We start from the raw sequence: 26,109 nt of genomic DNA on the forward strand, positions 1-26,109 counted from the left end.
TACCCTCAAAGTAAGGATTCATAACGGAATACCTGTCTTTCTGTTGGAGCATATGAGATACGGTCATATAATCAATCCCACAACACATTAAAAACACTTTTTTATTTTGCTTTAAAATACGTTTTAATAAAAACAATTCTAACTTTGAAACAGTTTGTATTGGAGTTTCATTAATTAACTGTACTACATCAAAGTATTTTAGTTTTTTAGAAATCCACCAAAATCTAATACCATGTTCTAATAAAGCCAAATCGAATTTAAAAATTCTAAACCAAATTTGTCTTGGAATATTCCCCAATTTCGATTTGAAAAAAGCCGCTCGAATGCTAATATCTGCAGGATAGTTTTTAAAGTCATCGCCATTATTCACTAAAATAACTTCGTGACCTAATGCCAAGAGTCCTTCTTTTAATGAATTGTGTAACCGACTAAATTCTCCTACGAGTAGTATCTTCATTGTTTTATTTTAATATTTCAAATATAAAGAAAAAACCTATACGTTTTGATTCATATAGGTTTTAGTCTGTTTTCTGAATATCCGAAAATTTAATTTACCTTTTTAATGTCAAAAGTTATTGCGTTTTTTACTTTTTCCTTTAAAATGGCAATATCAATTACCTCTTTCATCGTATCCACATAATGAAAAGTTAAACCGGCTAAATAATTGGCGTTAATTTCTTCAATATCGCGTTTGTTTTCATTGCATAAAATGATTTCTTTAATATTGGCACGTTTTGCGGCTAATATTTTTTCTTTAATTCCACCAACAGGTAATACTTTTCCACGCAAAGTAATTTCGCCTGTCATCGCAATATTTTTCTTAATTCTATTTTGTGTAAAACTTGAAACCATTGAGGTCAACATGGCAATTCCGGCGCTTGGACCGTCTTTCGGAGTCGCTCCTTCTGGTACGTGAATATGAATGTTGTATTGGGTTAAAACTTCAGCTTCAATACCCAATTGTTTAGCATTAGCTTTAATATATTCTAACGCAATAGTTACCGATTCTTTCATCACCGTTCCTAAATTTCCAGTCATGGTCATGTCGCCTTTTCCTTTTGAAACTAACGATTCAATAAATAAAATATCACCACCAACAGATGTCCAAGCTAAACCTGTAACTACACCAGCAGTATCATTATTTTCATATTTATCTCGTTCCATTCTGGGTGATTTCAGCACTTCAAGAATGTCAGCATCCGTTACTTTTTGATTATAGTCTTCCTCCATTGCTACAGATTTTGCAGCATATCGTACCATTTGAGCGATTGTCTTATCTAAACCACGAACACCAGATTCACGCGTATAACCCGTAACGATTTTTTCTAATTGATTTTTTCCAATTTGTAAATCTTTTGAAGTTAATCCGTGTGCTGCCAATTGCTTTGGTAACAAGAAGTTTTTCGCAATTTCAATTTTTTCTTCAATGGTATAACCCGACATGTTTATAATTTCCATTCTATCTAATAAAGCAGGCTGAATGGTTGATAAATTGTTAGAAGTTGCAATAAACATAACTTTAGAAAGGTCGTAACCTAATTCTAGGAAGTTATCGTGGAAATCGTTATTTTGTTCTGGATCTAAAACCTCCAAAAGTGCAGAAGATGGATCGCCATTATAACTAGAAGACAACTTATCAATTTCATCTAAAACGAAAACAGGATTAGACGTTTTTGCTTTTTTGATAGATTGAATAATTCTACCAGGCATGGCTCCGATATACGTTTTACGATGTCCACGAATTTCCGCTTCGTCTCGTAAACCACCTAATGAAATTCTAACATATTCTCTCCCTAATGCTTCTGCAACCGACTTCCCAATAGATGTTTTACCCACACCAGGTGGTCCGTATAAACATAAAATTGGCGATTTCATATCGTTTCGCAATTTTAAAACCGCTAAATGTTCAACGATACGTTTCTTTACATCTTCTAAACCAAAATGGTCTCTGTCTAAAATTTGTTGTGCTTTTTTTAGGTCAAACTTATCTTTTGAAAATTCATTCCAAGGCAATTCTAAAAATAAATCCAAATAATTACGTTGAATTCCAAAATCAGGTGAATTCGGGTTGGTGCGTTGCAATTTGTAAATTTCTTTATCAAAATGTTCCGCAGTTTTGGCATCCCATTTTTTACTTTTTCCCTTGGTTCGCATTTCTTCAATTTCAGCATCATTTGAAACGCCACCCAATTCTTCCTGAATGGTTTTCATTTGTTGCTGTAAGAAATATTCGCGTTGTTGTTGGTCTAAATCAAACCGAACTTTAGATTGAATGTCATTTTTTAACTCCAATTTCTGAAGTTCTAAATTCATATAACGTAAGGTTTCTAAAGCGCGTTCTTTCAAATCTACAATACCTAATAAATATTGTTTATCCGAAACATTTAAATTCATATTTGAAGACACAAAATTGATCAAAAACGGATCACTTTCAATGTTTTTAATTGCAAAAGTGGCCTCTGAAGGTATGTTTGGACTTTCTTTTATGATTTCAATTGCTAAATCTTTAATTGATTCAATAATAGTCAAAAATTCTTCATCTTTTTTCTTCGGACGCACTTCATTTACTTCCTTTATTTTGGCTTTAAAGTAAGGTTCACTTTGTGTAAATTCACTTATTTCAAAACGTTTTTTTCCTTGAAGAATAATGGTCGTATTTCCGTCAGGCATTTTCAAAACACGCATGATTCGGGCAACTGTTCCTACATGATAAATTTCATCTAAAGTAGGATCTTCGTCAGCTTCATTTTTTTGTGCTACTACACCAATAATTTTACCAGCCGCATTGGCATCGTTTATTAATTTAATCGATTTATCTCTTCCAGCCGTGATCGGTATGACAACACCTGGAAATAAAACGGTATTTCTTAAAGGTAAAATGGGTAAATCTGCAGGTAATTCTTCATTATTCATTTCCTCCTCATCTTCGGGAGTCATTAATGGAATTAATTCTGCTTCTGAATCTAGTTCTTGAAGCGACAAATTGTCAATCGCTACTATTTTATGGTTTGGCATATCTATTTATAAGTCATTTTGTCATTAAAAAAGGAATGTAAATTTACAACTATTTTTTTTTAATCGAGGTAAGTCACAATAAAAGCAAGTAGTATGGTTTAATTTACACTTATATAAGTCAAGATGTATGCCATAAAAAACTTAAAATAATTATTTTTTTATTTTTAGTGTTCTAAAAAGTAAAATAACACCAATCACAAAAAACAGTACAAGAAATAAAACTGCATTTCGCATACTTCCTGTAATTTGATTGATGCTTCCGTAAAGAACCATACCAATTACAATCCCAATTTTTTCGGCTACGTCATAAAAACTAAAAAACGACGTAGTATCATTTGTTTCCGGCATTAATTTAGAAAAAGTAGAACGTGAAAGCGATTGAATACCTCCCATTACTAAACCAACAATTCCAGCTACAATGTAAAATTGAATAGGTTTAGTTACAAAAAAAGCTCCAATACAAATAAAAATCCAAACTGTATTAATGCCAATTAATGTTTTAATATTTCCGAATTCTAAGGCCAATTTTGAGGTTAAAATTGCTCCCAAAACCGCTACCAATTGGATCATTAATATACTCACAATTAGTCCTTGTCTTTTTTCGTCAGCTGTACCCCAATTTATTTCTTGTTCTCCAAAATAAGTAGCAACAAGCATTACGGTTTGTACCGCCATGCTGTATACAAAAAAGGCAATTAAAAAGCTTTTTAATTTTTCGTCCTTAAAAAATAATTTTTGTACTTTCTTTAATTCATTATACCCATTAAGTAGCACAGAAAAAGTTATAGGATGTTTATTTTTATTTCCTTTTGGTAAATAATAAAAGGTATATTGGCTAAATACAGCCCACCAAATTCCGGTAAAAACAAATGATAATTTCATTGCTTCAATGGCTTCCTCATCTGTTCTTCCGATAATTAAATACAAGCAAATAACAAGTAAAATAACACTGCCGATATAACCTAATGAAAAACCTTTAGCGCTTAATTTGTCATGTTGATTCGTAAAAGCTATATCTGATAAATATGAATTGTAATACACTAAACTGCCCCAAAATCCGACAAGTCCAAAATAAAAACAACACATCCCAAATAAAATATTTTCTTTGGTAAACCAATATAATCCAATACAAGACGCAGCGCCTAAATAGCAAAAAACTTGCATAAATCGTTTTTTATTCCCTAAATAATCAGCAATTCCAGATAAAATTGGAGATAGTATTGCAACTGTTAAAAAAGCAAAAGCTGTGGTAAAGAAAACTAATGAAGTAGCTTTAATTGAAGTCCCTAATAATTTAATATTTGGATTTTCCTTTGTGAATAAGAAACCAAAATACAATGGAAAAATAGAGGAAGATATGACTAAAGAATATACAGAATTTGCCCAGTCGTAAAACGCCCAAGCATTTAAAACTTTGTTATTTCCTTTTTCAAGTTGTTGCATAATTTATAAAATAAAAATCCCGATAGAAATCGGGACTAATATAAGATAATATTTTTACTATTTAAATGTAACGCCAAATTTAGCAGCTTCTGCTTTTGCTTGAGGAAGTAATGCGGTTAATTCATCAATTCTGGTTTGGTTACTGGGGTGTGTGCTTAAAAATTCTGGAGGCGATTTCCCTTCGGATTGCGCCGACATCCTTTCCCAAACTTTTACTGCATTTATAGGATCATATCCGGCAATAGCCATAAGCGTCAATCCAATCATATCGGCTTCGCTTTCATGAGCTCTGCTAAACGGCAAAATCCCTAATACTTGTGAACCAGCACCATACGCTTGCATGGCTTCATTTTGATATTTTGGCACATATTTTTCAGCGGCTACAGCAGCGCCAACACCGACAGCTTGTTGTATTAAACCAGCACTCATTCGTTGTTGCCCGTGATTGGCTAAAGCGTGTGCGACTTCGTGACCCATTACTGCTGCAATTCCAGCATCGTCTTTACAAACGGGTAAAATTCCGGTATAAAAAACAATTTTACCACCAGGCATACACCAAGCATTTACTTCTTTGCTGTCTACTAAATTATATTCCCATTTGTAGTCATTTAAATAATCGGATTTTCCGTTGGCAGTCAAGTAGCGTTCAGAGGCTGTTTTTATTTTCATTCCAATTATTTCAATTCGTTTGGCATCAGAAGTTTCTTTTAAAACTTTATTTTCAGATAAAAACTGATTGTATTGTTGAAACGCAGATGGAAAAATTTGACTGTTTGGAACAAGAGCCATAGTTCTTTTACCCGTAAATGGATTTTTTGCACAAGAAGCAACAAGAATTCCTGTTATGATGATTGATTTAAGAAGTATTTTCATGATATAAAATTTGGTCAAACAAAGTTATTCTATTTTTTGTTTAGTTCAAAAATCATACCATACTATAATTGATTACTTTTGTATAAAAATTTCTGATGCCGAATAAAAAATCTCCAACCGAATCGCAAGTTCCTAAAATTATAATTTTAATTGGTCGTTTTTTATATAGAATTTCTCCTATTTTAGCTGAGAAATTTGCTCGAAAATTATTTATTACACCCGTAAAACATAAAATTCCGAAAAGAGAGTTTCAAATGGAAGCAGAATCCCAACATTCAAAGTTGTTTGTTCCATCTATAAATAAAGAAATTGTGGTCTATGCTTATGGAAATTCGAGTAAAAAAATCCTTCTAGTTCACGGTTGGTCGGGAAGAGGCACACAATTGGTAAAAATCGCAGATGCATTCCTAGAAAATGGTTACGCAACAGTTAGTTTTGATGCGCCAGCACATGGTAAATCAGGTACAAAAACCACATTAATGCTCGAGTTTATTGAATCTATATTGGAAGTTGAAAAAGAGCATGGCCCTTTTGAATTTGCAGTCGGACATTCTTTAGGCGGCATGTCAATTTTAAACGCTGTAAAAAAAGGTTTGCTAGTAAAAAAAGTTGCAGTAATAGGTAGCGGAAACAGTGTCATTAATATAGTAAATACATTTATCGAAAAAATTGGTTTACCAAATAAAGTAGCTGTTTTGATGAAAAATAATTTTGAAAAGAAATACCATTTAGAAATGGAAAGTTTTTCAGCTTATGTAGTTGCACAAGAAGTAAAAATTCCGGTTTTAGTTATTCATGATTCAAATGATGAAGATATTCCAGTTTCAGAATCGTATCATTTGGCAGAGAACCTTTCGAATAAAGAAATTTTAATTACAAATAATTTAGGACATAGGAAAATATTAGGCGATTCAAAAGTTATTGAGAAAATTGTTGAATTCTTCTTGATAAAAAAATAAAATCTCATTAGTATAAACAGATTATTAAATTTATTTTTGCAAAAACTTTTTACAATGACACAACAAATTTCAAATTTAGAACAATTTACACAACAAGTTCGAAGAGATATTCTTAGAATGGTTCATGCAGTTAATTCAGGTCATCCAGGTGGTTCTTTAGGTTGTGCTGAATTTTTAGTAACACTATACCAACAAGTAATGAAAAGAAACGAAGGTTTTGATATGAATGGCGCTAATGAAGACATTTTCTTTTTATCGAACGGACACATTTCTCCAGTATTTTATAGTGTTTTAGCTCGAAGCGGTTATTTTTCAGTATCGGAATTGGCAACTTTCCGTAAATTAAATACTCGTTTACAAGGGCATCCAACAACTCATGAAGGATTAGAAGGTATCAGAATGGCTTCTGGCTCTTTAGGACAAGGTTTGTCTGTCGCCATTGGTGCGGCACAAGCTAAAAAACTAAATAAAGACACAAATTTAGTATATGTTTTAACTGGTGATGGTGAATTACAAGAAGGCCAAAACTGGGAAGCGATTATGTATGCCTCTGCAAAAAATGTAGACAACTTAATTGCAACTGTGGATTTGAATGGACAACAAATTGATGGTTCAACTACTAATGTTTTAAATATGGGAAATATTAAAGCCAAATTTGAAGCTTTTGATTGGGACGTTTTAGAAATTACAGAAGGAAATAACATAGAAGCCATAATAAACGGAATGACAGATGCAAAATCTCGTACAGGAAAAGGAAAACCAGTTTGTGTGTTATTGCATACAGAAATGGGTAATGGAGTAGATTTTATGATGCATACGCACGCTTGGCATGGTAAAGCACCTAGTAATGAGCAATTAGAAAATGCCTTAAACCAAAATCCAGTAACTTTAGGAGATTATTAATGAAAAAATATATTAAATTTTTATTTTTAATATTTTGTTTGCAATCATTTTCCCAAAATGTAAATTTTGATACTTTTTTTGAATATAAAGGAATGAAAAGTGGTGTCATAAATTATTTTTTTTTGAATACATTAAATAGTAATTATTATTTTAGTGGTCATAATTTTAATGATGATAAAATAATGGGTTCTTTAATTGATGAGGTATCTAGAAAATCTCATTGGTATTATTTAAAAAATCATAGTAATTCCATTTGTTTTGAATATTTTTTAACTGATTCTTTAACTAAAAAATCAAAACATACATTTAAAAGTTATTATTTTGAATTCAAAGAGGAGATTATTGATAGTGTTAATACTAAATTATCATTTTTTGGGTATAAAAATAAAGACAAGAAAAAAATATTAAGTACTGTTGAAATTATTACCATTAAGAGTAATCTAAAATATGATTTCGATTTTATAAATTCTGTTTCACATGGCTTGTTTCTAAATTCGAATATAGAAATCTTAACTGATTTACCAATCAGCATTAAAATATTTGACGGAAGAAATAAATTATTTGAAGAAATTTATTTGATAACCAATAAAAATATAATAACACGAGTTCCACTTCCTAAAACTGAAGTTTATTCTAATTAAGACAATTGAATTTAAAAAATTGAGATATAATAAAAACAATACAATGAAAAAATACGAAAACACAGGAAGTAAAGATACCCGTTCAGGATTTGGAGCAGGAATGACCGAATTAGGACAAAAAAATGAAAATGTGGTTGCGCTTTGTGCCGATTTAATTGGTTCGTTAAAGTTTGACGATTTCAAGAAAAATCATCCAGAACGTTTTTTCCAAATCGGAATTGCAGAAGCAAATATGATAGGAATTGCTGCAGGTTTAACAATTGGTGGAAAAATTCCTTTTACTGGAACTTTTGCTAACTTTTCTACAGGTAGAGTATATGACCAAATTCGTCAATCTGTTGCTTATTCAGATAAGAATGTTAAAATTTGTGCTTCACACGCAGGTTTAACTTTAGGTGAAGATGGCGCTACGCATCAAATTTTAGAAGATATAGGTTTAATGAAAATGTTGCCTGGAATGACAGTTATTAATACTTGTGATTACAACCAAACTAAAGCAGCGACTTTGGCTCTAGCAGATCATCATGGACCGGCATATTTGCGTTTTGGTCGTCCTGTAGTGCCTAATTTTATGCCTGCAGATGCACCTTTTGTAATTGGAAAAGCCATTTTATTAAACGAAGGAAATGATGTTACGATAATCGCAACTGGACATTTGGTGTGGGAAGCTTTAATCGCTGCTGAAGAATTAGAAAAACAAGGTATTTCTGCTGAAGTGATTAATATTCACACCATAAAACCTTTAGATGAAGCAGCTATTTTAAAATCGGTTGCCAAAACAGGTTGTGTAGTAACAGCTGAAGAACATAATTTCTTAGGTGGTTTAGGAGAAAGTATAGCCAGAACGTTAAGTTTAAATAAACCAACTCCTCAGGAATTTGTAGCAACAAATGATACCTTTGGAGAAAGTGGTACACCAGAACAATTAATGGAAAAATACGGATTAAACAGTAAAGCTATTATTGAGAAATCATTAAAAGTGATGGCTAGAAAATAATATTATTTTACAGTTAAAAAAATTCCCGTTGCGATCAATTTCGAAACGGGAATTTTTATTTTCAGTTTAAAGTTTATAAAATTTCTTCAACGTGTTTTTTAATATTGCTTGCAATTTTTGCAGTAGGTAAATCATTTTCATCACCGCCAAATGGATCTTCAATTTCTTCGGCAATTAATTCTAAACTTGCCAATACATAAAATATAAAAACTACTACAGGAATGATGTAATATCCTAAGCTAAATACATATCCAAAAGGTAAAGTCATCACGTAAAAGAAAATAAATTTTTTAATAAACGCACTGTAAGAATAGGGTATTGGTGTGTTTTTAATTCGTTCGCAAGCACCACAAACATCTGTGAAAGATTGTATTTCTAAATTTAATATAATTAACTGATTACCAGTTATTTTGTTAGATTTATATAAATTATTAATTTTACTATAAATCATCTTGGCTACTTGGTTGGGTTTGTGTTTGTTTTGGTCAATTTCTAAATCCAAACCTTCAAATAAAACTTTACCAACTTCTTCATTACTTAAATGTTTTGCTAATATAGAAGCAAAACCAGGAATTACTTTTCTGAAATAAATTTTATCTGCTTCATTATCTAAAATAGCGGCTAATTTAATAGCTAAATTTCTAGAATTATTTACCAAACTTCCCCATAATTTTCTTCCTTCCCACCAGCGATCATAAGCAGTGTTGGTTCGGTAGGCTAAAAGTAATGATAATACAAAACCAACAGTTGTATGCAATATGGAAATATTTTTAACATGACTATTTTCTTTTAATTTGAAATAATGTATTTCGAAATAACAAATTGCACCAGAATAAACACCAATTAATATCATCATTGGAATTAATTGTCGAAAGGTATCCGATTTATGAAATCGAAAAATAAAAGTAATCCAGTCTTTTGGGTTATATTGCACCATGGTATTGTGTTTTAAATAAATTTATTAAATCTTGCTTCTATATTCTATGCTTAATATTCTATATCCTTTTAAGATATATAATTCCAAATGCTCTTTTTTTTGCTAATTTCCAAAAATACAGCTTTTAACTTTGCGTGTTCAGGTAAATTCATACTAGGATCTGTTTTTAGAAGTTTTACTGCCAAATGTCGAGCTACTTGTAAAATATCACGGTCTTTTACTAAATCGGCGATTTGGAGGTTTAATACGCCACTTTGTTGTTTTCCCATAATATCTCCGGGACCACGAAGTTTTAAATCTACTTCTGCAATTTCAAAGCCGTCATTGGTTCGTACCATAGTTTCCATTCGGGTTTTGCTATCTTCAGAAAGTTTGTAATCGGTCATTAAAATACAATAACTTTGCTCAGCTCCTCGGCCTACGCGTCCTCTTAACTGATGCAATTGTGACAAACCAAAACGTTCCGCACTTTCAATTACCATTACAGACGCATTAGGGATATTTACGCCTACTTCAATAACCGTTGTTGCTACCATAATATTCGTTTTTCCTTCAGAAAAGCGTTTCATTTCTTCATCTTTATCTGCGGGTTTCATTTTTCCGTGTAAAATTGAAATCGAATAGTTTGGCAAAGGAAAATCCCGTGAAATACTTTCATAACCGTCCATCAAATCTTTATAATCCATCTTTTCAGATTCCTGAATTAATGGATAAACTATATAAATTTGTCGGCCTTTGGCAATTTCATCTTTTAAAAATTTCCATACTACCAATCGTTTGCTGTCAAATCTATGTTCAGTTTGAATTGGTTTTCTGCCTGGAGGTAATTCATCTATTACAGAAATATCTAAATCGCCATACAAACTCATCGCTAAAGTTCGAGGAATAGGAGTGGCTGTCATTACTAAAACGTGTGGGGGAGTAGCCCCTCCAACCTCCCCAGAAGGGAGGCTTGCCAAGATTGTGTTGATCCTATTAATAACATTATCAATATCGCCAACAACTTGTTCGTTTGTAAATCGAATTACTTTAAAACCAATTTCATTTAAGATTTGTGTTCTTAATTCGCCGGCTTCTCTTTGTTCTAATGTGTTATGATAGCCACCATCAACTTCAATTATTAGTTTTTTCTCTAAACAAACAAAGTCCGCAATGAAAATATCAATAATATGTTGTCTTCTGAATTTATACTTTATATTTTTATTTCTTAAGTATTCCCATAAAATACTTTCAGCTTGAGTACTATTTTTTTTGTTCTCTTTTTGAAGTTCTTTTAAAAGTTTATATGTGGATGGTCGTGCTGTTTCGTATTTTTGTTTAATACGTTCGATTTCCCCTTCTTTGGAAGGGTTAGGGGAGGCTTTTCCCCAAAGTTTACTTCTTTGTTCTACGCCAAAACGATGTTGTTCATCAATAACTGCCAAACCTAAATTTTTAAATTGGACTTTATCTTCCAATAATGCATGCGTACCGATGATTATATCTAATGTTCCGTTTTCTAATTCTTCATGTATGATTCTTCGTTGTGCAATTTTTGTGGAACCCGTTAATATTCTGATGTTAATATTTAAATCTTTAGCTAATTCTGTAATGCCATTAAAATGCTGATTCGCTAAAATTTCTGTAGGCGCCATTAAACAGCTTTGAAAGCTGTTATCTTTTGCAATAAGCATACACATTAAAGCAACAATGGTTTTTCCTGAACCTACATCGCCTTGAAGCAAACGATTCATTTGTGCATGACTGCCTAAATCGTTTCGTATTTCTTTCAATACTCTTTTTTGAGCATTCGTCAATTCAAAAGGTAAATGATTGTTGTAGAAATTATTAAAATTTTCACCAATAATTTCGAAAGGAAAACCTTTTATTTTATGTTTTCGAATTAAGTTTTTGGTGATTAATTGCAGTTGAATGAAAAACAATTCTTCAAACTTTAATCTGAACTGCGCTTTGGCTAAAAGATCCTGACTTTTTGGAAAATGAATGTTAACTAAAGCTTCTTTTTTAGGAATTAGTTTTAATTCTTCAATGATGGAAATAGGCAAAGTTTCTGAAAATAATTGATGTGTTTCGCCAAACAATTGCATCATCATTTTATTGATTACTTTATTGTTTATGCCTTTATTATTTAATTTTTCGGTACTAGGATAAACAGGTTGCATCGCACTTCGTAATATGGTTTTGTGCTCCTCCAACAATTCCATTTCTGGATGTGCCATATTAAAAACCGAACCAAATTGAGTAACTTTCCCAAAAATAACATAAACGGTATTGAGTTTTAAGCTTTCTTTTACCCATTTTTGTCCTTGAAACCAAACCAATTCCACTTGTCCTGTATCATCTAAAAAAGTGGCGACTAATCTTGATTTTCCTTTTCCTTGATCGATGGTTTTAATATGAACAACTTTTCCAATAATTTGAACTTCCGAATTGCTGTTTATTAGTTGGTTGATTTTAAAATAGCGCGTTCTGTCGATATATCTGTTCGGATATAAATTGATTAAATCACCATATTTATGAATATTCATTTCTTTGCGCAGCAAATCGCCACGTTGCGGCCCAACGCCTTTTAAATATTCTATGGGGGTTTCGAGTAGGTTCAATGTGAATTACAAATCAATGTCAAAATACAGTATCAAAAACAAAAAAATAATGAAAATATATTAATTTCTACAATCTATGTTTGAATTTTGCTTTAAGGCGAAGATAGTTATTATTTGTTAATTTGGAAATGTATGAATTTTAAAAATGTTTTATATTCGTATAAGATTTAAAAATTCTAATTCAAGTAATTATTAAAATCAGTACGATACTAATACAAATTAAAAAACCCTTTTCAGTTCTTCTTTTATAAAACCAATAGCCACACTGCTTGCGCTTTCTGTTTGTATAAGTTCTTGAAGAAGTTTTGTGCGTAATTCTTCTCCAGATTTCACTTCTCCTTCAATAGAAAATCTTCTAATTTGCGTGATAATGCTGTTTTTGGCTTTTAAGATTATTTCCCAACTTTCTTGAGTAAAATATATTTGTTGTGCAATATTATGCTCATATTCTGTTTGAATTGTATGTACTAGAAGCGTAGCGTAACTTTGAGGATCTAAAGAGCTTGGTTCTACGCGCATCATTAAGTTAATTGGATTGATACGTTCTAAAAACAACACAATACGCTCATAAGCTTGTAATCTAATAGGTAATCCTAAGCGCTGATTCTCTCTTAGCAATTCAAATTTTCGTTTGTTTTCTTCGTTTTTAAAAAATTTATGTAGCAAACCATAAGCGACTCCACCAGTTATAATTGCTGGTAAAGTATATGTGGCAATTTCAAGTAATTTTGCTTCTATGTTCATGTGGTTTTTTTTGCTAAATTAAAATATTTTTTTAAAAGTTAATACAATATTTAATTCTTATGTTATGTTATTACTTTTAATCAAAAAATTGTTGATAATTTACAACTAAATGAATGCTAAAAGTAGGTAAAATCCTTTCATATTCTGTATTTTTGCGTTCCTAGTTATACTAATTTTACCCATGCAACAGTACATAAATCAATTAAATGAAGCACAACGAGCACCAGTTTTGCAAAAAGATGGTGCTATGATTGTTATTGCGGGCGCAGGTTCAGGGAAAACACGAGTACTGACAGTGCGAATTGCGAATTTGATGCATCAAGGTGTTGATGCATTTAATATTTTAGCACTAACTTTTACCAACAAAGCAGCACGTGAAATGAAAAAACGTATTGCTGAAATTGTAGGAAACAATGAAGCTAAAAACCTTTGGATGGGTACTTTTCATTCTGTTTTTGCCAAAATTTTACGAAGTGAAGCTGAAAAATTAGGTTATCCTTCCAATTTCACTATCTACGATTCTCAAGATTCTTTGCGTTGTTTAGGCGGTATTATCAAAGAAATGCAATTGGATAAAGACATTTATAAACCCAAACAAATTTTAGGTCGAATTTCCCAATATAAAAATTCGTTAATTACAGTTCGAGCGTATTTTAACAATCCGGAACTGCAAGAAGCCGATGCGATGAGCAAAAAACCTCGTATGGGTGAAATTTACAATAATTATGTAGAACGCTGTTTTAAATCAGGTGCGATGGATTTTGATGATTTATTATTGAAAACCAACGAGTTGTTAAATCGTTTCCCAGATGTTTTAGCGAAATATCAAGATAAATTTAGATATATATTAGTTGATGAGTACCAAGATACGAATCATTCTCAATATTTAATTGTAAAAGCCTTATCGGATAGATTCCAGAATATTTGTGTGGTGGGCGATGATGCGCAAAGTATTTATGCTTTTCGTGGGGCAAATATCAATAATATTTTAAACTTTCAAAAAGATTATGACGGCGTTAAGTTGTACCGATTGGAACAAAATTATCGATCTTCAAAAAATATTGTAGAAGCTGCAAATAATGTTATAGATAAGAATAAAACCAAATTGGATAAAATTGTTTGGACAGCTAATGATGACGGTCCGAAAATAAAAGTACATAGAAGTGTAACTGACGGTGAAGAAGGTCGTTTTGTAGCCGGAACTATTTTTGAACAGAAAATGCAAAATCAATTGCCAAATTCGTACTTTGCTATTTTGTACAGAACCAATGCGCAATCTCGTGCTATGGAAGACGCTTTGCGAAAAAGAGATATCCCTTACCGAATTTATGGCGGCTTATCGTTTTATCAACGTAAAGAAATTAAAGATGTATTATCTTATTTACGATTGGTAATCAATCCAAAAGATGAAGAAGCTTTGGTGCGAGTAATAAATTATCCAGCAAGAGGAATTGGTGATACTACTGTTGAAAAACTTACGGTTGCTGCCAATCATTACAAACGTTCCATTTTTGAAGTAATGGAGCATATTGATAAAATCGATTTAAAATTAAATTCGGGAACTAAAACCAAGTTGCAAGATTTTGTTACGATGATAAAAAGTTTTCAAGTCATCAATGAACAACAAGATGCCTTTACTTTAACAGACCACGTAACGAAGAAAACAGGTTTAGTGCAAGAATTAAAAAAAGACGGCACACCTGAAGGAATTGCTCGTATCGAAAATATAGAAGAATTATTAAACGGTATTAAAGATTTTACCGAAGGTCAGAAAGAAATTGATGGCGCTCGTGGAGCATTGGCTGAATTTATGGAAGATGTAGCGTTGGCAACAGACTTAGATAAAGACACAGGCGATGATGATAGAGTAGCATTAATGACGATTCACTTAGCAAAAGGATTAGAATTTCCACACGTTTTTGTGGTTGGAATGGAAGAAGATTTGTTTCCAAGTGCCATGAGTATGAATACACGAAGCGAGTTGGAAGAAGAAAGAAGATTGTTTTACGTAGCTTTAACTCGTGCCGAACAACAGGCATATTTAACTTATGCACAATCACGTTACCGTTGGGGAAAATTGGTAGATAGTGAACCTTCACGTTTTATTGAAGAAATTAATAGCGAATATCTAGAATACATGAATCCGATTGATTCGGGTTACCGATACAAACCATCCATGGATATTGATATTTTTGGTGATGTGGATAAATCAAAATTACGATTAGCGAAACCAACATCTGGAACACCACCAGAATATATCACTAAAAACGAACCTATTTCGTCTGCAAACATTAGAAGATTAAAACCATTAAGCAGTGGTGCAGGTACATCTAAAAACAATGTTACAGATGCTAATTTAGCTGTTGGAAACATTGTAATACATGAACGCTTTGGAAAAGGTGAAATTATAGGTTTAGAAGGCGTAGGAGCAGACAAAAAAGCGGAAATACGTTTTGATGTTGGTGGCTTAAAGAAGTTGTTGTTAAGGTTTGCAAAGTTGAATGTGATTGGGTAAAGCTATAAGCAATAAGCTAACAGTATAAAGTAAATAAAAAATGGCAGAATTTCTAAAAATATACGAAGACAATCCTAATGAAGCTGCTATTAAAAAAGTAGTTGAGGTTTTAAAAAATGGTGGATTGGTCATTTACCCGACAGATACCGTTTATGGTTTAGGTTGTGATATTACCAATTCTCGTGCGTTGGAAAAATTAGCGAAAATCAAAGGTATTAAGTTGGAAAAAGCCAATTTTTCTTTCGTTTGTTGTAGTTTAAGTAATATTTCAGATTATGTAAAACAAATTGATACTGCGACTTTTAAGATTTTAAAACGCGCGCTTCCAGGACCATATACTTTTATTTTACCAGGAAATAACGATTTACCGAAAGACTTTCGTAAGAAAAAAACGGTTGGTATTAGAGTGCCAGATAATAATATTGCCATACAAATTGTGGAAATGTTAGGCAATCCAATTGTTTCTTCATCCATTCACGACGAAGATGAGGTAATTGAATATTCCACGGATCCAGAATTAATCTTTGAAAAATGGCAAAATCAAGTAGACTTAGTTATTGATGGTGGTTACGGAGAAAACGTAGCGTCAACTATCATCGATTTAACAGGTCACGAACCAATTATTGTAAGAGAAGGTAAAGGTGATGTAAATGTCATATAAATTCCAAATTCCAATTTTTAAATCCCAAATCGTAAATCGTAAATTACTTCGGGCTTACAATTTCCACATTACTAAACGCAATTGCACCTCGAACTACACCTTGAATGGTTGTTTTTAACGCATCAATAATATGAATTTTTAATTCGTTTTTAGAGAAAATTAAACTTACTTCTCTTGATGGTTTTGGGTTGATAAATTGTTTCAGTTTTGTTTTGTTTTTGTCATTTAAATCTAACGTATGCAAATAGGGTAGTAGTGTTGTGCCTAAACCTTCATCAGATAATTTTATTAAAGTTTCAAAACTGCCACTTTCTAATTGGAAATGATTTTCACCTATAAAATTATTTGTTTTACATAAATTTAGTACACTATTTCTAAAGCAATGGCCGTCTTGTAAAAGCAAGATTTTTTCTACATCTAAATCGGCAACTTCTATTTCTTTTTTTGCTTTATTTACACTATTTTCTGGAATATAAGCTACAAAAGGTTCGTAATATAATACAATTTCCTTAAGTTTTTCTTCATCTAAAGGCGTGGCTGCAATAGCACAATCTAAATGACCATTTTTTAATTTGGTAATAATATCTGAAGTATTTAATTCTTCTACAATTAAGTTAACTTTTGGATACTTTTTAATGAAAGTATTTAAAAACATAGGTAACAAAGTTGGCATTACAGTTGGGATCATTCCAATACGGAAATCACCGCCAATAAATCCTTTCTGTTGTTCAACAATGTCTTTAATTCTGTTGGCTTCGTTAACTATGTTTTTAGCTTGTATTACGATTTTATTACCTACTTCAGTTAAACCAATTGGTTTTTTAGTTCTATCGAAAATTTGAATTCCTAATTCATCTTCTAATTTTTGAATTTGCATGCTTAAGGTGGGCTGCGTCACAAAACATTTTTCGGCGGCTAATGTAAAATTTTTATTTTCAGCTACGGCCAAAACGTAGTATAATTGGGTAATTGTCATTGTATCAATATTTGATATAAAAGTAAAAATTTCTATTGTAAAAAACTATTGATTAAGAAAAGTTTATAAAAAAACTCTGAAAATAATCCAGAGTTTTTTATTTTAAAAAAATAGTAGCTTATTAATACACATCAGACTCTTTTAATTTTTCAGTATTGGCAACTAATTGTAATTCGTCAATAAATTTATGAATTTTTCCGGACATTACGCCGTCCATATCAAAAACGTCAACACCAATTCTATGATCGGTTACACGGCCTTGTGGGTAATTATAGGTTCTAATTTTAGCTGAACGGTCTCCAGAACTAACTTGGGAAGTACGTGTTATAGCATCTTCAGCTTGTTTTTTAGCTAGTTCTTGTTCGTATAAACGGGAACGTAAAACAGTTAAAGCTTTATCTTTATTTTTATGTTGCGATTTTTGGTCCTGACATTGCGCTACTAATCCAGATGGAATGTGTGTTAATCGTACAGCCGATTTAGTAGTATTTACAGATTGTCCACCAGGTCCTGAAGAACAGAAGAAATCAACACGAACATCATTCATATCAATTTGCACATCAAATTCTTCCGCTTCTGGTAAAACCATTACAGTAGCAGCTGAAGTATGCACACGACCTTGTGTTTCTGTTTGTGGCACACGTTGCACACGGTGTACGCCAGCTTCATACTTTAATGCACCATAAACATCTTCTCCGGTTACTTCAAAAATCACTTCTTTAAATCCACCTGAAGTTCCATCACTCATATCTACAACAGAACATTTCCAACCTCGACCTTCGCAGTATTTAGTATACATACGATATAAATCACCAGCAAAAATAGACGCTTCATCACCACCTGTACCAGCACGAATTTCAACCATTACATTTTTTGCATCTTCTGGATCTTTAGGAATCAACATAAATTTGATTTCTTCTTCCAGTAAAGGCAAACGTTCTTTTGCTTCTTCTAATTGCATTTTTGCCATTTCAACCATTTCGGCATCAGAACCATCTGCAATTATTTCTTGGGCTTCTTTTACGTTAGCATCCAGAGTTATATATTCTTCACGTTTTTGAACTAACGCATTTAAGCTTTTGTATTCTTGGTTTAATTGTACATAGCGTTTCTGATCGGCAATTACATCAGGTTGAATAATTAAATCTGATATTTCGTCGAAACGTTGTTTTACATATTGTAATCTGTCTAACATGTCTTCTTATTTTGGATCGCAAAGTTACAATTTTAGTTTAAAGTTTTAAAATATTACATTCAAAACTTTTTCTTTTTGATAATCAAATAGTTATAATTATTATTTTTATTTATTCTAAATAAACTTGTTTTTGAATGTTTTGCTTTTTACATTTGCAGTGTTATTTTAATTTATTCTAAATAAAAATGAAGAAATATTTTTTTGTATTTGTAATGTTTGTAGGAGTTCAATTCATTTTTGGACAAGTTGAAAATAGAAATTCTAATGATTTTGCCTTTGAATTTGAGAATGATTCCGTAAAGAAAAAAGGCAAAGCGATTGAAGAAGTTGTCATAATCAAAAAAATACAAAAGGGTTTTGTTAATGCCGTAAAGTTACCAGTTAAAGCATTGGATTTGCCACAAGCAATAGCTATTGTTGATAGAACAACAATTGAACAACAACAAATTTTACGAGTTTCTGATGCCTTAAGAAATACAAATGGCGTTTATGTTTCTGGCGCAAATAATGCATCTGGAAATAATCAAGAAGAATACGGTTCCCGAGGATTTACTTTTAGTGGCGGAAATACGTTTAAGAATGGTATTCGTTTTAACGGTTCCTTAATTCCAGAATCAGCTTCTTTGGAAAGTATCGAAATTTTAAAAGGTAGTTCGGCTTTATTATATGGTAATGTTGCCCCAGGTGGAATATTAAATTTAGAAACGAAAAAACCTAAATTTCAACAAGGTGGCGAAATAACTTTTCGAGCTTCAGAATATGATTTTTATAAACCAATTATTGATATTTATGGAAGTTTAGATACAAATCAATCCGCGGCTTATCGTTTAGTTACTAGTTATGAAACGGGTAATAGTTTTAGGGATAATGTCAGTAGCGAACGATTTTATATAAATCCTTCTTTCTTATTTAATTTATCTAAAAAAACGACTTTATTAGTAGAAGCCGATTATTTGAAGGATAGCAGAACACCAGATTTCGGTATAACAACAATTGATTATAAAGTTGTGGCGTTACCAAGAAGTGCTTTTTTAAATTTTGATTGGGCTACATTTGATAGTAAACAAGAGAGCGTTACGGCTACTTTAAATCATCAAATAGATACTAATTGGCAGTTGAAAGGAATATTATCGTATCAAGGTTTTAGCACCAATTTATTATCAAGTTCAAGACCAAACTCAGGGAATTTAACACCAACATCACCAAATAATAATTTAGTTCAAGCAAATGGAGATTGGGTACGAGGTGTTCAAAAAGCAGCTACTAAACAAGACTATTCTTTTGCTGAAATAGATGTTACAGGAAATTTTAATACAGGAACTATTAAACATTTAATGCTTTTTGGTGCAGACGCAGACAGATCAAACACCGGAACTTTGAATTACACAACTATTAATTATTTTGATAAAATTAATATTTATAATCCAAGTTTAATAATTGGTAAAAACCCAACCTATAGCGCTGCAACTATTCCAATATTAGATAAAAATACTGTCGCTGATGCAGACATAAAACGTGCTGGATTTTATATACAAGATTTTATCGAATTAACCACTAAATTAAAAGTATTGACTGGTTTGCGTTACAGTTATTTAGAGAGTACTACCAATACAACTACTTTTTCATCTGGTAATGATGTAGTAACTAAAACAAATGACAATATTATATCTTCAAAATTAGGATTAGTATTTCAGCCCACAAGAACCAATTCAATCTTTGCAAGTTATTCAGATTCATTTGTATTGAATACTGGAACAGACAAAAATTTCAAAGCATTACCTCATTCAACGATTGATCAATATGAAATTGGTGTAAAGAACGAGTTATTTAAAGGCCGATTAACTGCTAATATAACGGGTTATAGTATCAATTTTGGAAATTTAGCACAAACTGATTTTTCTAACGGAAATGTAAATACTAATATTAAAGAATTAGCAGGTTCCTTTATTAGCAAAGGTATTGAAATAGATATTTCTGGAAGTTTTAAAAATATTAGAGCCATGGCTGGTTATAGTTTTAATGAAACAAAATATACTAAAAGCAATATTTTTGATAAAGGCACACAATTGCGATTTGCACCAAAAAACACAGCAAATGCAAGTTTGTTTTATACGTTTGTAAATTCTAAATTAAATGGATTAGAAATAGGAGTACAGTCCGCTTATGTTGGAAAAATTTTAGGTGGAAGATTACGACCTAATAATGCATCCTCTCCAGCAGAAATTGCAAGAAAGCCAATTCCAGTAGCTGGTTTTTTACAATTTGATGCTTCAGTTGGTTACACAACTCCTGCTTTTTCAATCAGAGCTAAATTATCGAATATTGGAAATGTAATAAGTTATTATGTATATGACGACAATACTGTAACACCTATTGCACCTAGAATGATTTCAACCACAGTTTCGTATAAATTTTAGAAAACCAAAGTGATCAATTTCATGCTAAAAAATAAAATGGCATTAAAAAAAGATATTATTTGTTAAAAATAAATTTATGATTTATCTTTGAACAGAATTCACAAATAAAATTCCGGAAAACATGTTTGAATTTGACCAGTATTTAGGCTTTATACTTTTCTTAACCATTTTAACCATAGGTTTTTGGTTAATGTTTTTTCTTATAGGATTTGTTCAATATTGGATTGGCGGATCGTTAATAGAATTATACAAAGAAAAGAAAGCAAAAAAATTAGCTGAACAAGAAAAGTAATTTTCTTGGTTACAAAAAATCCCGATTCGTACGAATCGGGATTTTTTTATTTTGTATTAGAATTCTCCGCCACCGCCTTCTTGTTGTTCTAAACTTTTTTGTTTTATTTCTTTTTCGTTTTTCAATTTATTAAAGCGATATGTAAATGAAACCGTTATTTGTCTTACTCTCCACTGCATTTCGCTGTAAGAATTTACCGTAGGTAATCTTAAATCCTGAATTCTTTTTCTGGAATTAAACACGTCATTCACGTTAAATGAAACAGTGGCTTTATCTTTTAGTACATCTTTACTAAAAGCTAAATTCATACTTGCAACTCCTAATGTTTTACCTTGTGCCGTTTTTTGTCCGGCATTATATGTTCCATTAGTTTGCCAATCAATTTTGTATGGTAAGTTTATTTTAGACGTTAATCGAGTAGTCCAAGTACTAGATTTGTAATTGAAATTTTGATTAACTAAAGCGTTATTAGAATTTATAAATTGATAATTTCCTTTAGTTTCATTATAAAAATAATTCACGTTTGAATTTAATTTCCACCATTTTTTAACGGTGTAATTAAAAGTAACTTCCATTCCAATTCTATTGTCTTCACCTAAATTAAATGGGGTGTTGATAATTACCGGAATTCCATTTATAAACTGACCGCTTTCTTTTCGTACTGTTTGGAAAGAATCAGTGGTATGATTATAATACGCAGAGGTACTAATTGTAGTTTTATCCCATTTTCTTAAATAGCCAATATCAAAAGCATCGGTAAATGACGGATTTAATTTTGGCTCTCCAACATATAAATTGATATTACTAGTGTACGAAGAAAACGGATTAATATATCTATCTCTTGGGCGGGTAATTCTTTTGCTATAGTTTATGGAAATGTTAGAATCGTTATTTAATTCGTATGTTAAAAACAAACTTGGAAAAAAATTGTTGTAATTTCTAGAGTTTAAATCGTTTGTAAGCAACTGATTGATTTCTAAATTGGTGTTTTCCAATCGTAAACCTCCTAAAACCGATAATTTATTAAAAAATTTAGTTCCTAATTGAGTATAAATTGCACTTACGTTTTCAATATACTCAAAATTATTAGTAAATCCAGGAATGTTGGTGTAAGGATCATTTTGATTTACGCGTTCAAATACGGCATAATCACTTGTATAATTTGTATAACTTCCTCTATAGCCAGCTTCAAATTGGATATCTTTATCAATTGGTAAAACGTAATCAGCTTGAATTAAATTTCTACTTTGTCTACCAATTTTTGAGGTTTTTTCATCAGAAATAAATGTATTGGTTTCTAAAATGCTTCCATAAATATTAGAAAATTCATCTTCTTCATTTAATGAAAAAGAAGCATCAATTGTTAATTTGTGTCCGTCTTTTTTAAATTTCTTTAAAAAATTAGAAGTGTATTCTACTGCTTCATTTCTATAAATAGATTGGTTGTCTCTGAAACGCGTAAATAAAAAGTTGCTTCTATTTAACGTATAGTTTTTGTAAGTTACATCTTCAAAATTTTCACCATCGTTGTTTCTATAATTGATACTATTGGTCCAAGTTGCCGATTTGTCTTTGTTTAAAAACATTTCCATTCCAAAATTACTGTTAATTCCATCACTAAATCTATTAGCATTTCGGCGCTCTTCAATATAGGTATTTGCCGCAAAATTCTCTTGATTAATTTTGGTAATTCCGGGACTATTCCTATCATTATAGGCTAAAGTAGCAAATAAATTATACGTATCTGATTTTGAATTTATATTTGCAGAAATACCTTGGTTTTTTGGATCTCCGGTCGTTGCAATTAAAGTTCCGTTGATTCCTTTATTTTTTCCTTTTTTAAGAATAATATTCAAAATTCCACCACCACCTTCGGCATCGTAACGAGCGGACGGATTGGTAATTACTTCAACTTTTTCAATAGCATCAGCAGGTAGCATTCTTAAGGCATCGGCAACATTTATGGCAGTTGAAGGTTTTCCATCAATTAAAACGCGGACACTTTCATTGCCACGAAGACTAATATTTCCTTCAACATCAACTGCTACACTTGGTATGTTATCTAAAACATCACTTACAGTTCCCCCTTTTACCATTAAATCTTGACCAACATTATATACCTTTTTATCTAATTTAATGTCAACGGTTGTTTTTTCACTTCGAATCACGACTGTCTCAATTTGATTAGAATCAGATTCCAAGGCGATATTTCCCAAATTGATATCTGAAGCTATACTTTGGTTTACTTTTTCTTGTGTTTTGTATCCCGGAAATTCGAATTTTATGTTATAAATTCCGTTATTTAATTCGATATTGAAATTACCATTTGCATCTGAAGTGCCTCCAGTGATAACTTTTTTAGTATCTGATTTTGAAATGGTAATAACAGCAAATTCTACCGGAATAGAAGTTTCTTTATCAATAATTTTACCAGAAATAAATACTTTTTTAAAGGAAATTTGAGAAATGGAGCTGATACTAACTAATAGGAAAGTTAATAAAAGCAATGATTTTTTTAATAGCATGGTGTATTATATATTACAGTACAAATGTAGTGTTAAGAATTTTAAACGTTTATTAAAACTATGTTAAAGATTTTACAAAATCGTATTTATTAATTCAGTAGGTCTTGCAATTACCGCATTTTCGCCATTAATTACTATGGGTCTTTCTATAAGTTTTGGAAATTGTAGCATAGCTTGAATTATTTCTTTATCAGTTAAAATTTTGCCTTTAAAATTTTCAATCCATTCTTTTTCTTTTGTTCTAACTAATTCAATAGGTTTTATTTTTAACTTTTTTAGTATAGTTTCTAGCTCAATATAAGTTATAGTTTTTTCCAAATAATGTATGGTTTCAAATGGTTTTTTGAGGTTTTCTAAGAAGCAAACACCTTCTCTAGATTTTGAACATCTTTTGTTGTGATATATAGTTAGCATAAATATTTTTTTTACAAAGGTAATAATTGTAATTTAGTGGACTTAAAAAATCGTAATATGTATATAGAACAATTGCAGAAAATTAAAATAAATTTGTGGTCTTACACTGTTATTCCATGTCTATTTTTAGCTTTAATGATTGTAAATTATGTTTCATCAGAAGGTGTTGATACTAATGAAATAATGAAAAAAATGACGAAAGAAATAGGCGTAAATGGAACATTTTTTTTGTTAGTGGCTCCTTTATCATTTATGTTGTTTTTTGTTTTATTTTATAACAAATTCATACAAAATAATTCATTACGAGTTTTAACTACCTCTCGTCCTAAAATTGACTGGTCTAGATTTTTTTTCTCATTTGGAGTTTGGGGTGGCATAACAATAGTCACAACCCTAATAAGTTATTTTACTACTCCTGAAGATTTTGTAATGCAATTTAATCCAGAAAAATTTGCTATTTTTTTAGTGTTAGCGCTGGTATTAATTCCAATGCAAACTAGTTTTGAGGAATATTTGTTCCGCGGTCACATGCTTCAAGGTTTGGGCTTGGCTACTAAAACTAGATGGGTGCCTTTGTTAGTTACTTCATTTTTATTCGGAATAATGCATATTGCGAATCCTGAAGTAGATAAATTGGGTATGATTATTATGTTTTATTATATTGGAACCGGTTTGTTTTTAGGTATTTTAACATTAATGGATGAGGGTTTAGAATTGGCATTAGGATTTCATGCGGCAAATAATTTAGTTGGGGCTTTATTGGTCACTTCAGATTGGTCTGCGTTTCAAACGCATTCTATTTTAAAAGATGTTTCCGTTCCAAGTGCTAATTTTCAGATATTTATACCCATATTAATTATTTTTCCAATTTTACTTTATATTTTTTCTAGAAAGTACAAATGGCATAATTGGAAAGAAAAACTTTTTGGAAATATAAAGCCAATTCAAGCAAAAGAATAATGAATCAAATTATTCATCCCGATTTTAAATTAAATGGAAAAAGTTTTACTTATACAGAACTTTTAGCCGAAGCTTTATATTTAAAAGAGAACGGACAATTATTTGAAAAAACAATAGGAAAATTTCTATTGGATTGGTTGAATAATGAATCATTTATTATGGTGCAAACTTCTGGGTCAACCGGAAAACCAAAGCAAATTGTCGTACAAAAATCGGCTATGATTGCTTCTGCCAAAGCAACAGGTTTGTATTTTAATTTGCAACCGAAAAACACTACTTTGTTATGTTTGTCCGCCAATTATATAGCTGGAAAAATGATGTTGGTTCGTGCCATCACTTTAGGATTGCATTTGGATACGATTGATCCATCTAGTACTCCTTTATTTTCTAAAAAGTACAATTTTATAGCGATGGTTCCTTTGCAAGTGGAAAAATCGTTATCAAAATTACATTTAGTTGATATACTATTAATAGGCGGTACAAAAGTGAGTTATACTTTGTCAGAAAGTATTTTAAAAACCAATTGCAATGCTTTTGAATCCTATGGCATGACGGAGACCATTTCGCATATTGCTATTAAAAAAATAGGAGTAAAGGCATTTAACGTTTTACCTAACGTAGCAATTTCTGTAGATAAAAGAAGTTGTTTGATGATTGAAGCATTAGAACTTTTTCATGAAAAAATTATTACAAATGATATCGTAGCAATCGTAAATACAACTCAATTTATCTTAAAAGGACGAATTGACAATGTAATTAATTCTGGAGGCATCAAAATTTTCCCTGAAGAAATAGAAGAAATGCTCGGAAAATTTATTTCTATTCCTTTTTTTATTGCCAGTAAACCAGATGAAATTTTAGGCGAAAAAGTAATTCTTGTACTTGAATCAACACCGTTTTCTATTGAAAATAAAACCTTTTCAGAATTGTCAAAATACCAAATTCCGAAAGAAATTCTTTTTTTAGAGGCATTTGAAAGAACAGAAACGAATAAAATCAATAGAAAGAAAACGCTAGAAAAATTAGTATAAAATATTAC

General features: G+C 31.2%; 20 protein-coding genes and 1 pseudogene. 10 read left to right on the forward strand and 11 right to left on the reverse strand.

Going from position 1 to position 26,109, the window contains the following annotated elements:
- The 4 genes and pseudogenes from ACIQ2I_RS01590 to ACIQ2I_RS01605 all read right to left on the reverse strand — a co-directional run.
- Positions 1-457, reverse strand: a pseudogene (locus tag ACIQ2I_RS01590) (glycosyltransferase family 1 protein); the annotation flags it as partial.
- 89 nt (positions 458-546) lie between these two features.
- On the reverse strand, positions 547-3,015 hold the full coding sequence (gene lon, locus ACIQ2I_RS01595; RefSeq protein WP_396180686.1) for an endopeptidase La: 2,469 nt from the start codon (positions 3,013-3,015) through the stop codon (positions 547-549).
- Between the two features lie 150 nt (positions 3,016-3,165).
- Positions 3,166-4,458: an MFS transporter gene (locus ACIQ2I_RS01600; RefSeq protein WP_396180687.1), complete on the reverse strand. Its 1,293-nt coding sequence runs from the start codon at positions 4,456-4,458 to the stop codon at positions 3,166-3,168.
- Between the two features lie 57 nt (positions 4,459-4,515).
- The gene (locus ACIQ2I_RS01605) at positions 4,516-5,331 is read right to left on the reverse strand and encodes a M48 family metallopeptidase (protein WP_396180688.1); all 816 of its coding nucleotides are present in this window, start codon (positions 5,329-5,331) and stop codon (positions 4,516-4,518) included.
- Between the two features lie 95 nt (positions 5,332-5,426).
- Between ACIQ2I_RS01605 and ACIQ2I_RS01610 the strand changes: the two genes are divergently transcribed.
- The 4 genes from ACIQ2I_RS01610 to ACIQ2I_RS01625 all read left to right on the forward strand — a co-directional run bounded on the left by ACIQ2I_RS01610 (position 5,427) and on the right by ACIQ2I_RS01625 (position 8,831).
- A complete protein-coding gene (locus ACIQ2I_RS01610) occupies positions 5,427-6,290 on the forward strand; it encodes an alpha/beta hydrolase (RefSeq protein ID WP_396180689.1) in 864 nt (287 codons plus the stop codon).
- A gap of 54 nt (positions 6,291-6,344) precedes the next feature.
- Positions 6,345-7,193, forward strand: a complete 849-nt coding sequence (locus ACIQ2I_RS01615; protein WP_396180690.1) for a transketolase — start codon at positions 6,345-6,347, stop codon at positions 7,191-7,193.
- A 122-nt stretch (positions 7,194-7,315) separates the two neighbouring features.
- Positions 7,316-7,834, forward strand: coding sequence for a hypothetical protein (locus ACIQ2I_RS01620; protein ID WP_396180691.1), 519 nt, complete (start codon positions 7,316-7,318; stop codon positions 7,832-7,834).
- Positions 7,835-7,877: 43 nt separating this feature from the next.
- Positions 7,878-8,831, forward strand: coding sequence for a transketolase family protein (locus tag ACIQ2I_RS01625; protein ID WP_396180692.1), 954 nt, complete (start codon positions 7,878-7,880; stop codon positions 8,829-8,831).
- Between the two features lie 73 nt (positions 8,832-8,904).
- On the opposite strand, the gene ACIQ2I_RS01630 is transcribed toward ACIQ2I_RS01625, so the two are convergent.
- The 3 genes from ACIQ2I_RS01630 to ACIQ2I_RS01640 form a co-directional block, all read right to left on the reverse strand.
- Entirely contained in the window at positions 8,905-9,768 is an 864-nt protein-coding gene (locus ACIQ2I_RS01630) for a bestrophin family protein (RefSeq protein WP_396180693.1), read from the reverse strand.
- Positions 9,769-9,836: 68 nt separating this feature from the next.
- Positions 9,837-12,371, reverse strand: coding sequence for a DUF559 domain-containing protein (locus tag ACIQ2I_RS01635; protein WP_396180694.1), 2,535 nt, complete (start codon positions 12,369-12,371; stop codon positions 9,837-9,839).
- Between the two features lie 219 nt (positions 12,372-12,590).
- Positions 12,591-13,115 carry a hypothetical protein gene (locus ACIQ2I_RS01640; protein ID WP_396180695.1) on the reverse strand — a complete coding sequence of 175 codons (525 nt, stop codon included), beginning with the start codon at positions 13,113-13,115 and terminating at the stop codon, positions 12,591-12,593.
- A gap of 181 nt (positions 13,116-13,296) precedes the next feature.
- Between ACIQ2I_RS01640 and ACIQ2I_RS01645 the strand changes: the two genes are divergently transcribed.
- Both ACIQ2I_RS01645 and ACIQ2I_RS01650 read left to right on the forward strand, forming a co-directional pair.
- A complete protein-coding gene (locus tag ACIQ2I_RS01645; protein ID WP_396180696.1) occupies positions 13,297-15,630 on the forward strand; it encodes an ATP-dependent helicase in 2,334 nt (777 codons plus the stop codon).
- Positions 15,631-15,670: 40 nt separating this feature from the next.
- Positions 15,671-16,291 carry an L-threonylcarbamoyladenylate synthase gene (locus tag ACIQ2I_RS01650; protein WP_396180697.1) on the forward strand — a complete coding sequence of 207 codons (621 nt, stop codon included), beginning with the start codon at positions 15,671-15,673 and terminating at the stop codon, positions 16,289-16,291.
- Positions 16,292-16,334: 43 nt separating this feature from the next.
- Here the strand turns inward: ACIQ2I_RS01650 and ACIQ2I_RS01655 are convergent, their stop codons facing one another.
- Positions 16,335-17,267 (reverse strand): LysR substrate-binding domain-containing protein, encoded by a 933-nt coding sequence (locus ACIQ2I_RS01655; RefSeq protein ID WP_396180698.1) that lies wholly within the window; start codon positions 17,265-17,267, stop codon positions 16,335-16,337.
- A 121-nt stretch (positions 17,268-17,388) separates the two neighbouring features.
- Entirely contained in the window at positions 17,389-18,462 is a 1,074-nt protein-coding gene (gene prfA / locus ACIQ2I_RS01660) for a peptide chain release factor 1 (protein ID WP_396180699.1), read from the reverse strand.
- Between the two features lie 185 nt (positions 18,463-18,647).
- Between prfA and ACIQ2I_RS01665 the strand changes: the two genes are divergently transcribed.
- Together ACIQ2I_RS01665 and ACIQ2I_RS01670 are read left to right on the forward strand one after the other, a co-directional pair.
- Positions 18,648-20,879: a TonB-dependent siderophore receptor gene (locus tag ACIQ2I_RS01665; RefSeq protein ID WP_396180700.1), complete on the forward strand. Its 2,232-nt coding sequence runs from the start codon at positions 18,648-18,650 to the stop codon at positions 20,877-20,879.
- 121 nt (positions 20,880-21,000) lie between these two features.
- Positions 21,001-21,171: a hypothetical protein gene (locus ACIQ2I_RS01670; protein ID WP_396180701.1), complete on the forward strand. Its 171-nt coding sequence runs from the start codon at positions 21,001-21,003 to the stop codon at positions 21,169-21,171.
- A gap of 56 nt (positions 21,172-21,227) precedes the next feature.
- Here the strand turns inward: ACIQ2I_RS01670 and ACIQ2I_RS01675 are convergent, their stop codons facing one another.
- Both ACIQ2I_RS01675 and ACIQ2I_RS01680 read right to left on the reverse strand, forming a co-directional pair.
- Positions 21,228-23,696 carry a TonB-dependent receptor domain-containing protein gene (locus tag ACIQ2I_RS01675; protein WP_396180702.1) on the reverse strand — a complete coding sequence of 823 codons (2,469 nt, stop codon included), beginning with the start codon at positions 23,694-23,696 and terminating at the stop codon, positions 21,228-21,230.
- Between the two features lie 72 nt (positions 23,697-23,768).
- A complete protein-coding gene (locus ACIQ2I_RS01680; protein WP_396180703.1) occupies positions 23,769-24,110 on the reverse strand; it encodes an ArsC/Spx/MgsR family protein in 342 nt (113 codons plus the stop codon).
- A gap of 57 nt (positions 24,111-24,167) precedes the next feature.
- On the opposite strand from ACIQ2I_RS01680, the gene ACIQ2I_RS01685 reads away from it, so the two are divergent.
- Entirely contained in the window at positions 24,168-25,070 is a 903-nt protein-coding gene (locus ACIQ2I_RS01685) for a lysostaphin resistance A-like protein (protein WP_396180704.1), read from the forward strand.
- Positions 25,070-26,101 carry an AMP-binding protein gene (locus tag ACIQ2I_RS01690; protein WP_396180705.1) on the forward strand — a complete coding sequence of 344 codons (1,032 nt, stop codon included), beginning with the start codon at positions 25,070-25,072 and terminating at the stop codon, positions 26,099-26,101. Before ACIQ2I_RS01685 ends, ACIQ2I_RS01690 begins: the two co-directional genes overlap by 1 nt.
- The last annotated feature ends 8 nt before the right edge of the window (positions 26,102-26,109 follow it).

The organism is Flavobacterium sp. (assembly GCF_044368995.1).
Classification (GTDB): Bacteria; Bacteroidota; Bacteroidia; order Flavobacteriales; family Flavobacteriaceae; genus Flavobacterium.

Bases quoted from the DNA above. Each gene is read 5' to 3' on its own strand.
- ACIQ2I_RS01675 (WP_396180702.1), bottom strand. From the start codon at position 23,696: ATGCTATTAAAAAAATCATTGCTTTTATTAACTTTCCTATTAGTTAGT.
- ACIQ2I_RS01670 (WP_396180701.1), top strand. From the start codon at position 21,001: ATGTTTGAATTTGACCAGTATTTAGGCTTTATACTTTTCTTAACCATT.
- ACIQ2I_RS01630 (WP_396180693.1), bottom strand. From the start codon at position 9,768: ATGGTGCAATATAACCCAAAAGACTGGATTACTTTTATTTTTCGATTT.
- prfA (WP_396180699.1), bottom strand. From the start codon at position 18,462: ATGTTAGACAGATTACAATATGTAAAACAACGTTTCGACGAAATATCA.
- ACIQ2I_RS01625 (WP_396180692.1), top strand. From the start codon at position 7,878: ATGAAAAAATACGAAAACACAGGAAGTAAAGATACCCGTTCAGGATTT.
- lon (WP_396180686.1), bottom strand. From the start codon at position 3,015: ATGCCAAACCATAAAATAGTAGCGATTGACAATTTGTCGCTTCAAGAA.
- ACIQ2I_RS01640 (WP_396180695.1), bottom strand. From the start codon at position 13,115: ATGAACATAGAAGCAAAATTACTTGAAATTGCCACATATACTTTACCA.
- ACIQ2I_RS01665 (WP_396180700.1), top strand. From the start codon at position 18,648: ATGAAGAAATATTTTTTTGTATTTGTAATGTTTGTAGGAGTTCAATTC.
- ACIQ2I_RS01680 (WP_396180703.1), bottom strand. From the start codon at position 24,110: ATGCTAACTATATATCACAACAAAAGATGTTCAAAATCTAGAGAAGGT.
- ACIQ2I_RS01605 (WP_396180688.1), bottom strand. From the start codon at position 5,331: ATGAAAATACTTCTTAAATCAATCATCATAACAGGAATTCTTGTTGCT.
- ACIQ2I_RS01655 (WP_396180698.1), bottom strand. From the start codon at position 17,267: ATGACAATTACCCAATTATACTACGTTTTGGCCGTAGCTGAAAATAAA.
- ACIQ2I_RS01610 (WP_396180689.1), top strand. From the start codon at position 5,427: ATGCCGAATAAAAAATCTCCAACCGAATCGCAAGTTCCTAAAATTATA.
- ACIQ2I_RS01650 (WP_396180697.1), top strand. From the start codon at position 15,671: ATGGCAGAATTTCTAAAAATATACGAAGACAATCCTAATGAAGCTGCT.
- ACIQ2I_RS01690 (WP_396180705.1), top strand. From the start codon at position 25,070: ATGAATCAAATTATTCATCCCGATTTTAAATTAAATGGAAAAAGTTTT.
- ACIQ2I_RS01600 (WP_396180687.1), bottom strand. From the start codon at position 4,458: ATGCAACAACTTGAAAAAGGAAATAACAAAGTTTTAAATGCTTGGGCG.
- ACIQ2I_RS01685 (WP_396180704.1), top strand. From the start codon at position 24,168: ATGTATATAGAACAATTGCAGAAAATTAAAATAAATTTGTGGTCTTAC.
- ACIQ2I_RS01645 (WP_396180696.1), top strand. From the start codon at position 13,297: ATGCAACAGTACATAAATCAATTAAATGAAGCACAACGAGCACCAGTT.
- ACIQ2I_RS01615 (WP_396180690.1), top strand. From the start codon at position 6,345: ATGACACAACAAATTTCAAATTTAGAACAATTTACACAACAAGTTCGA.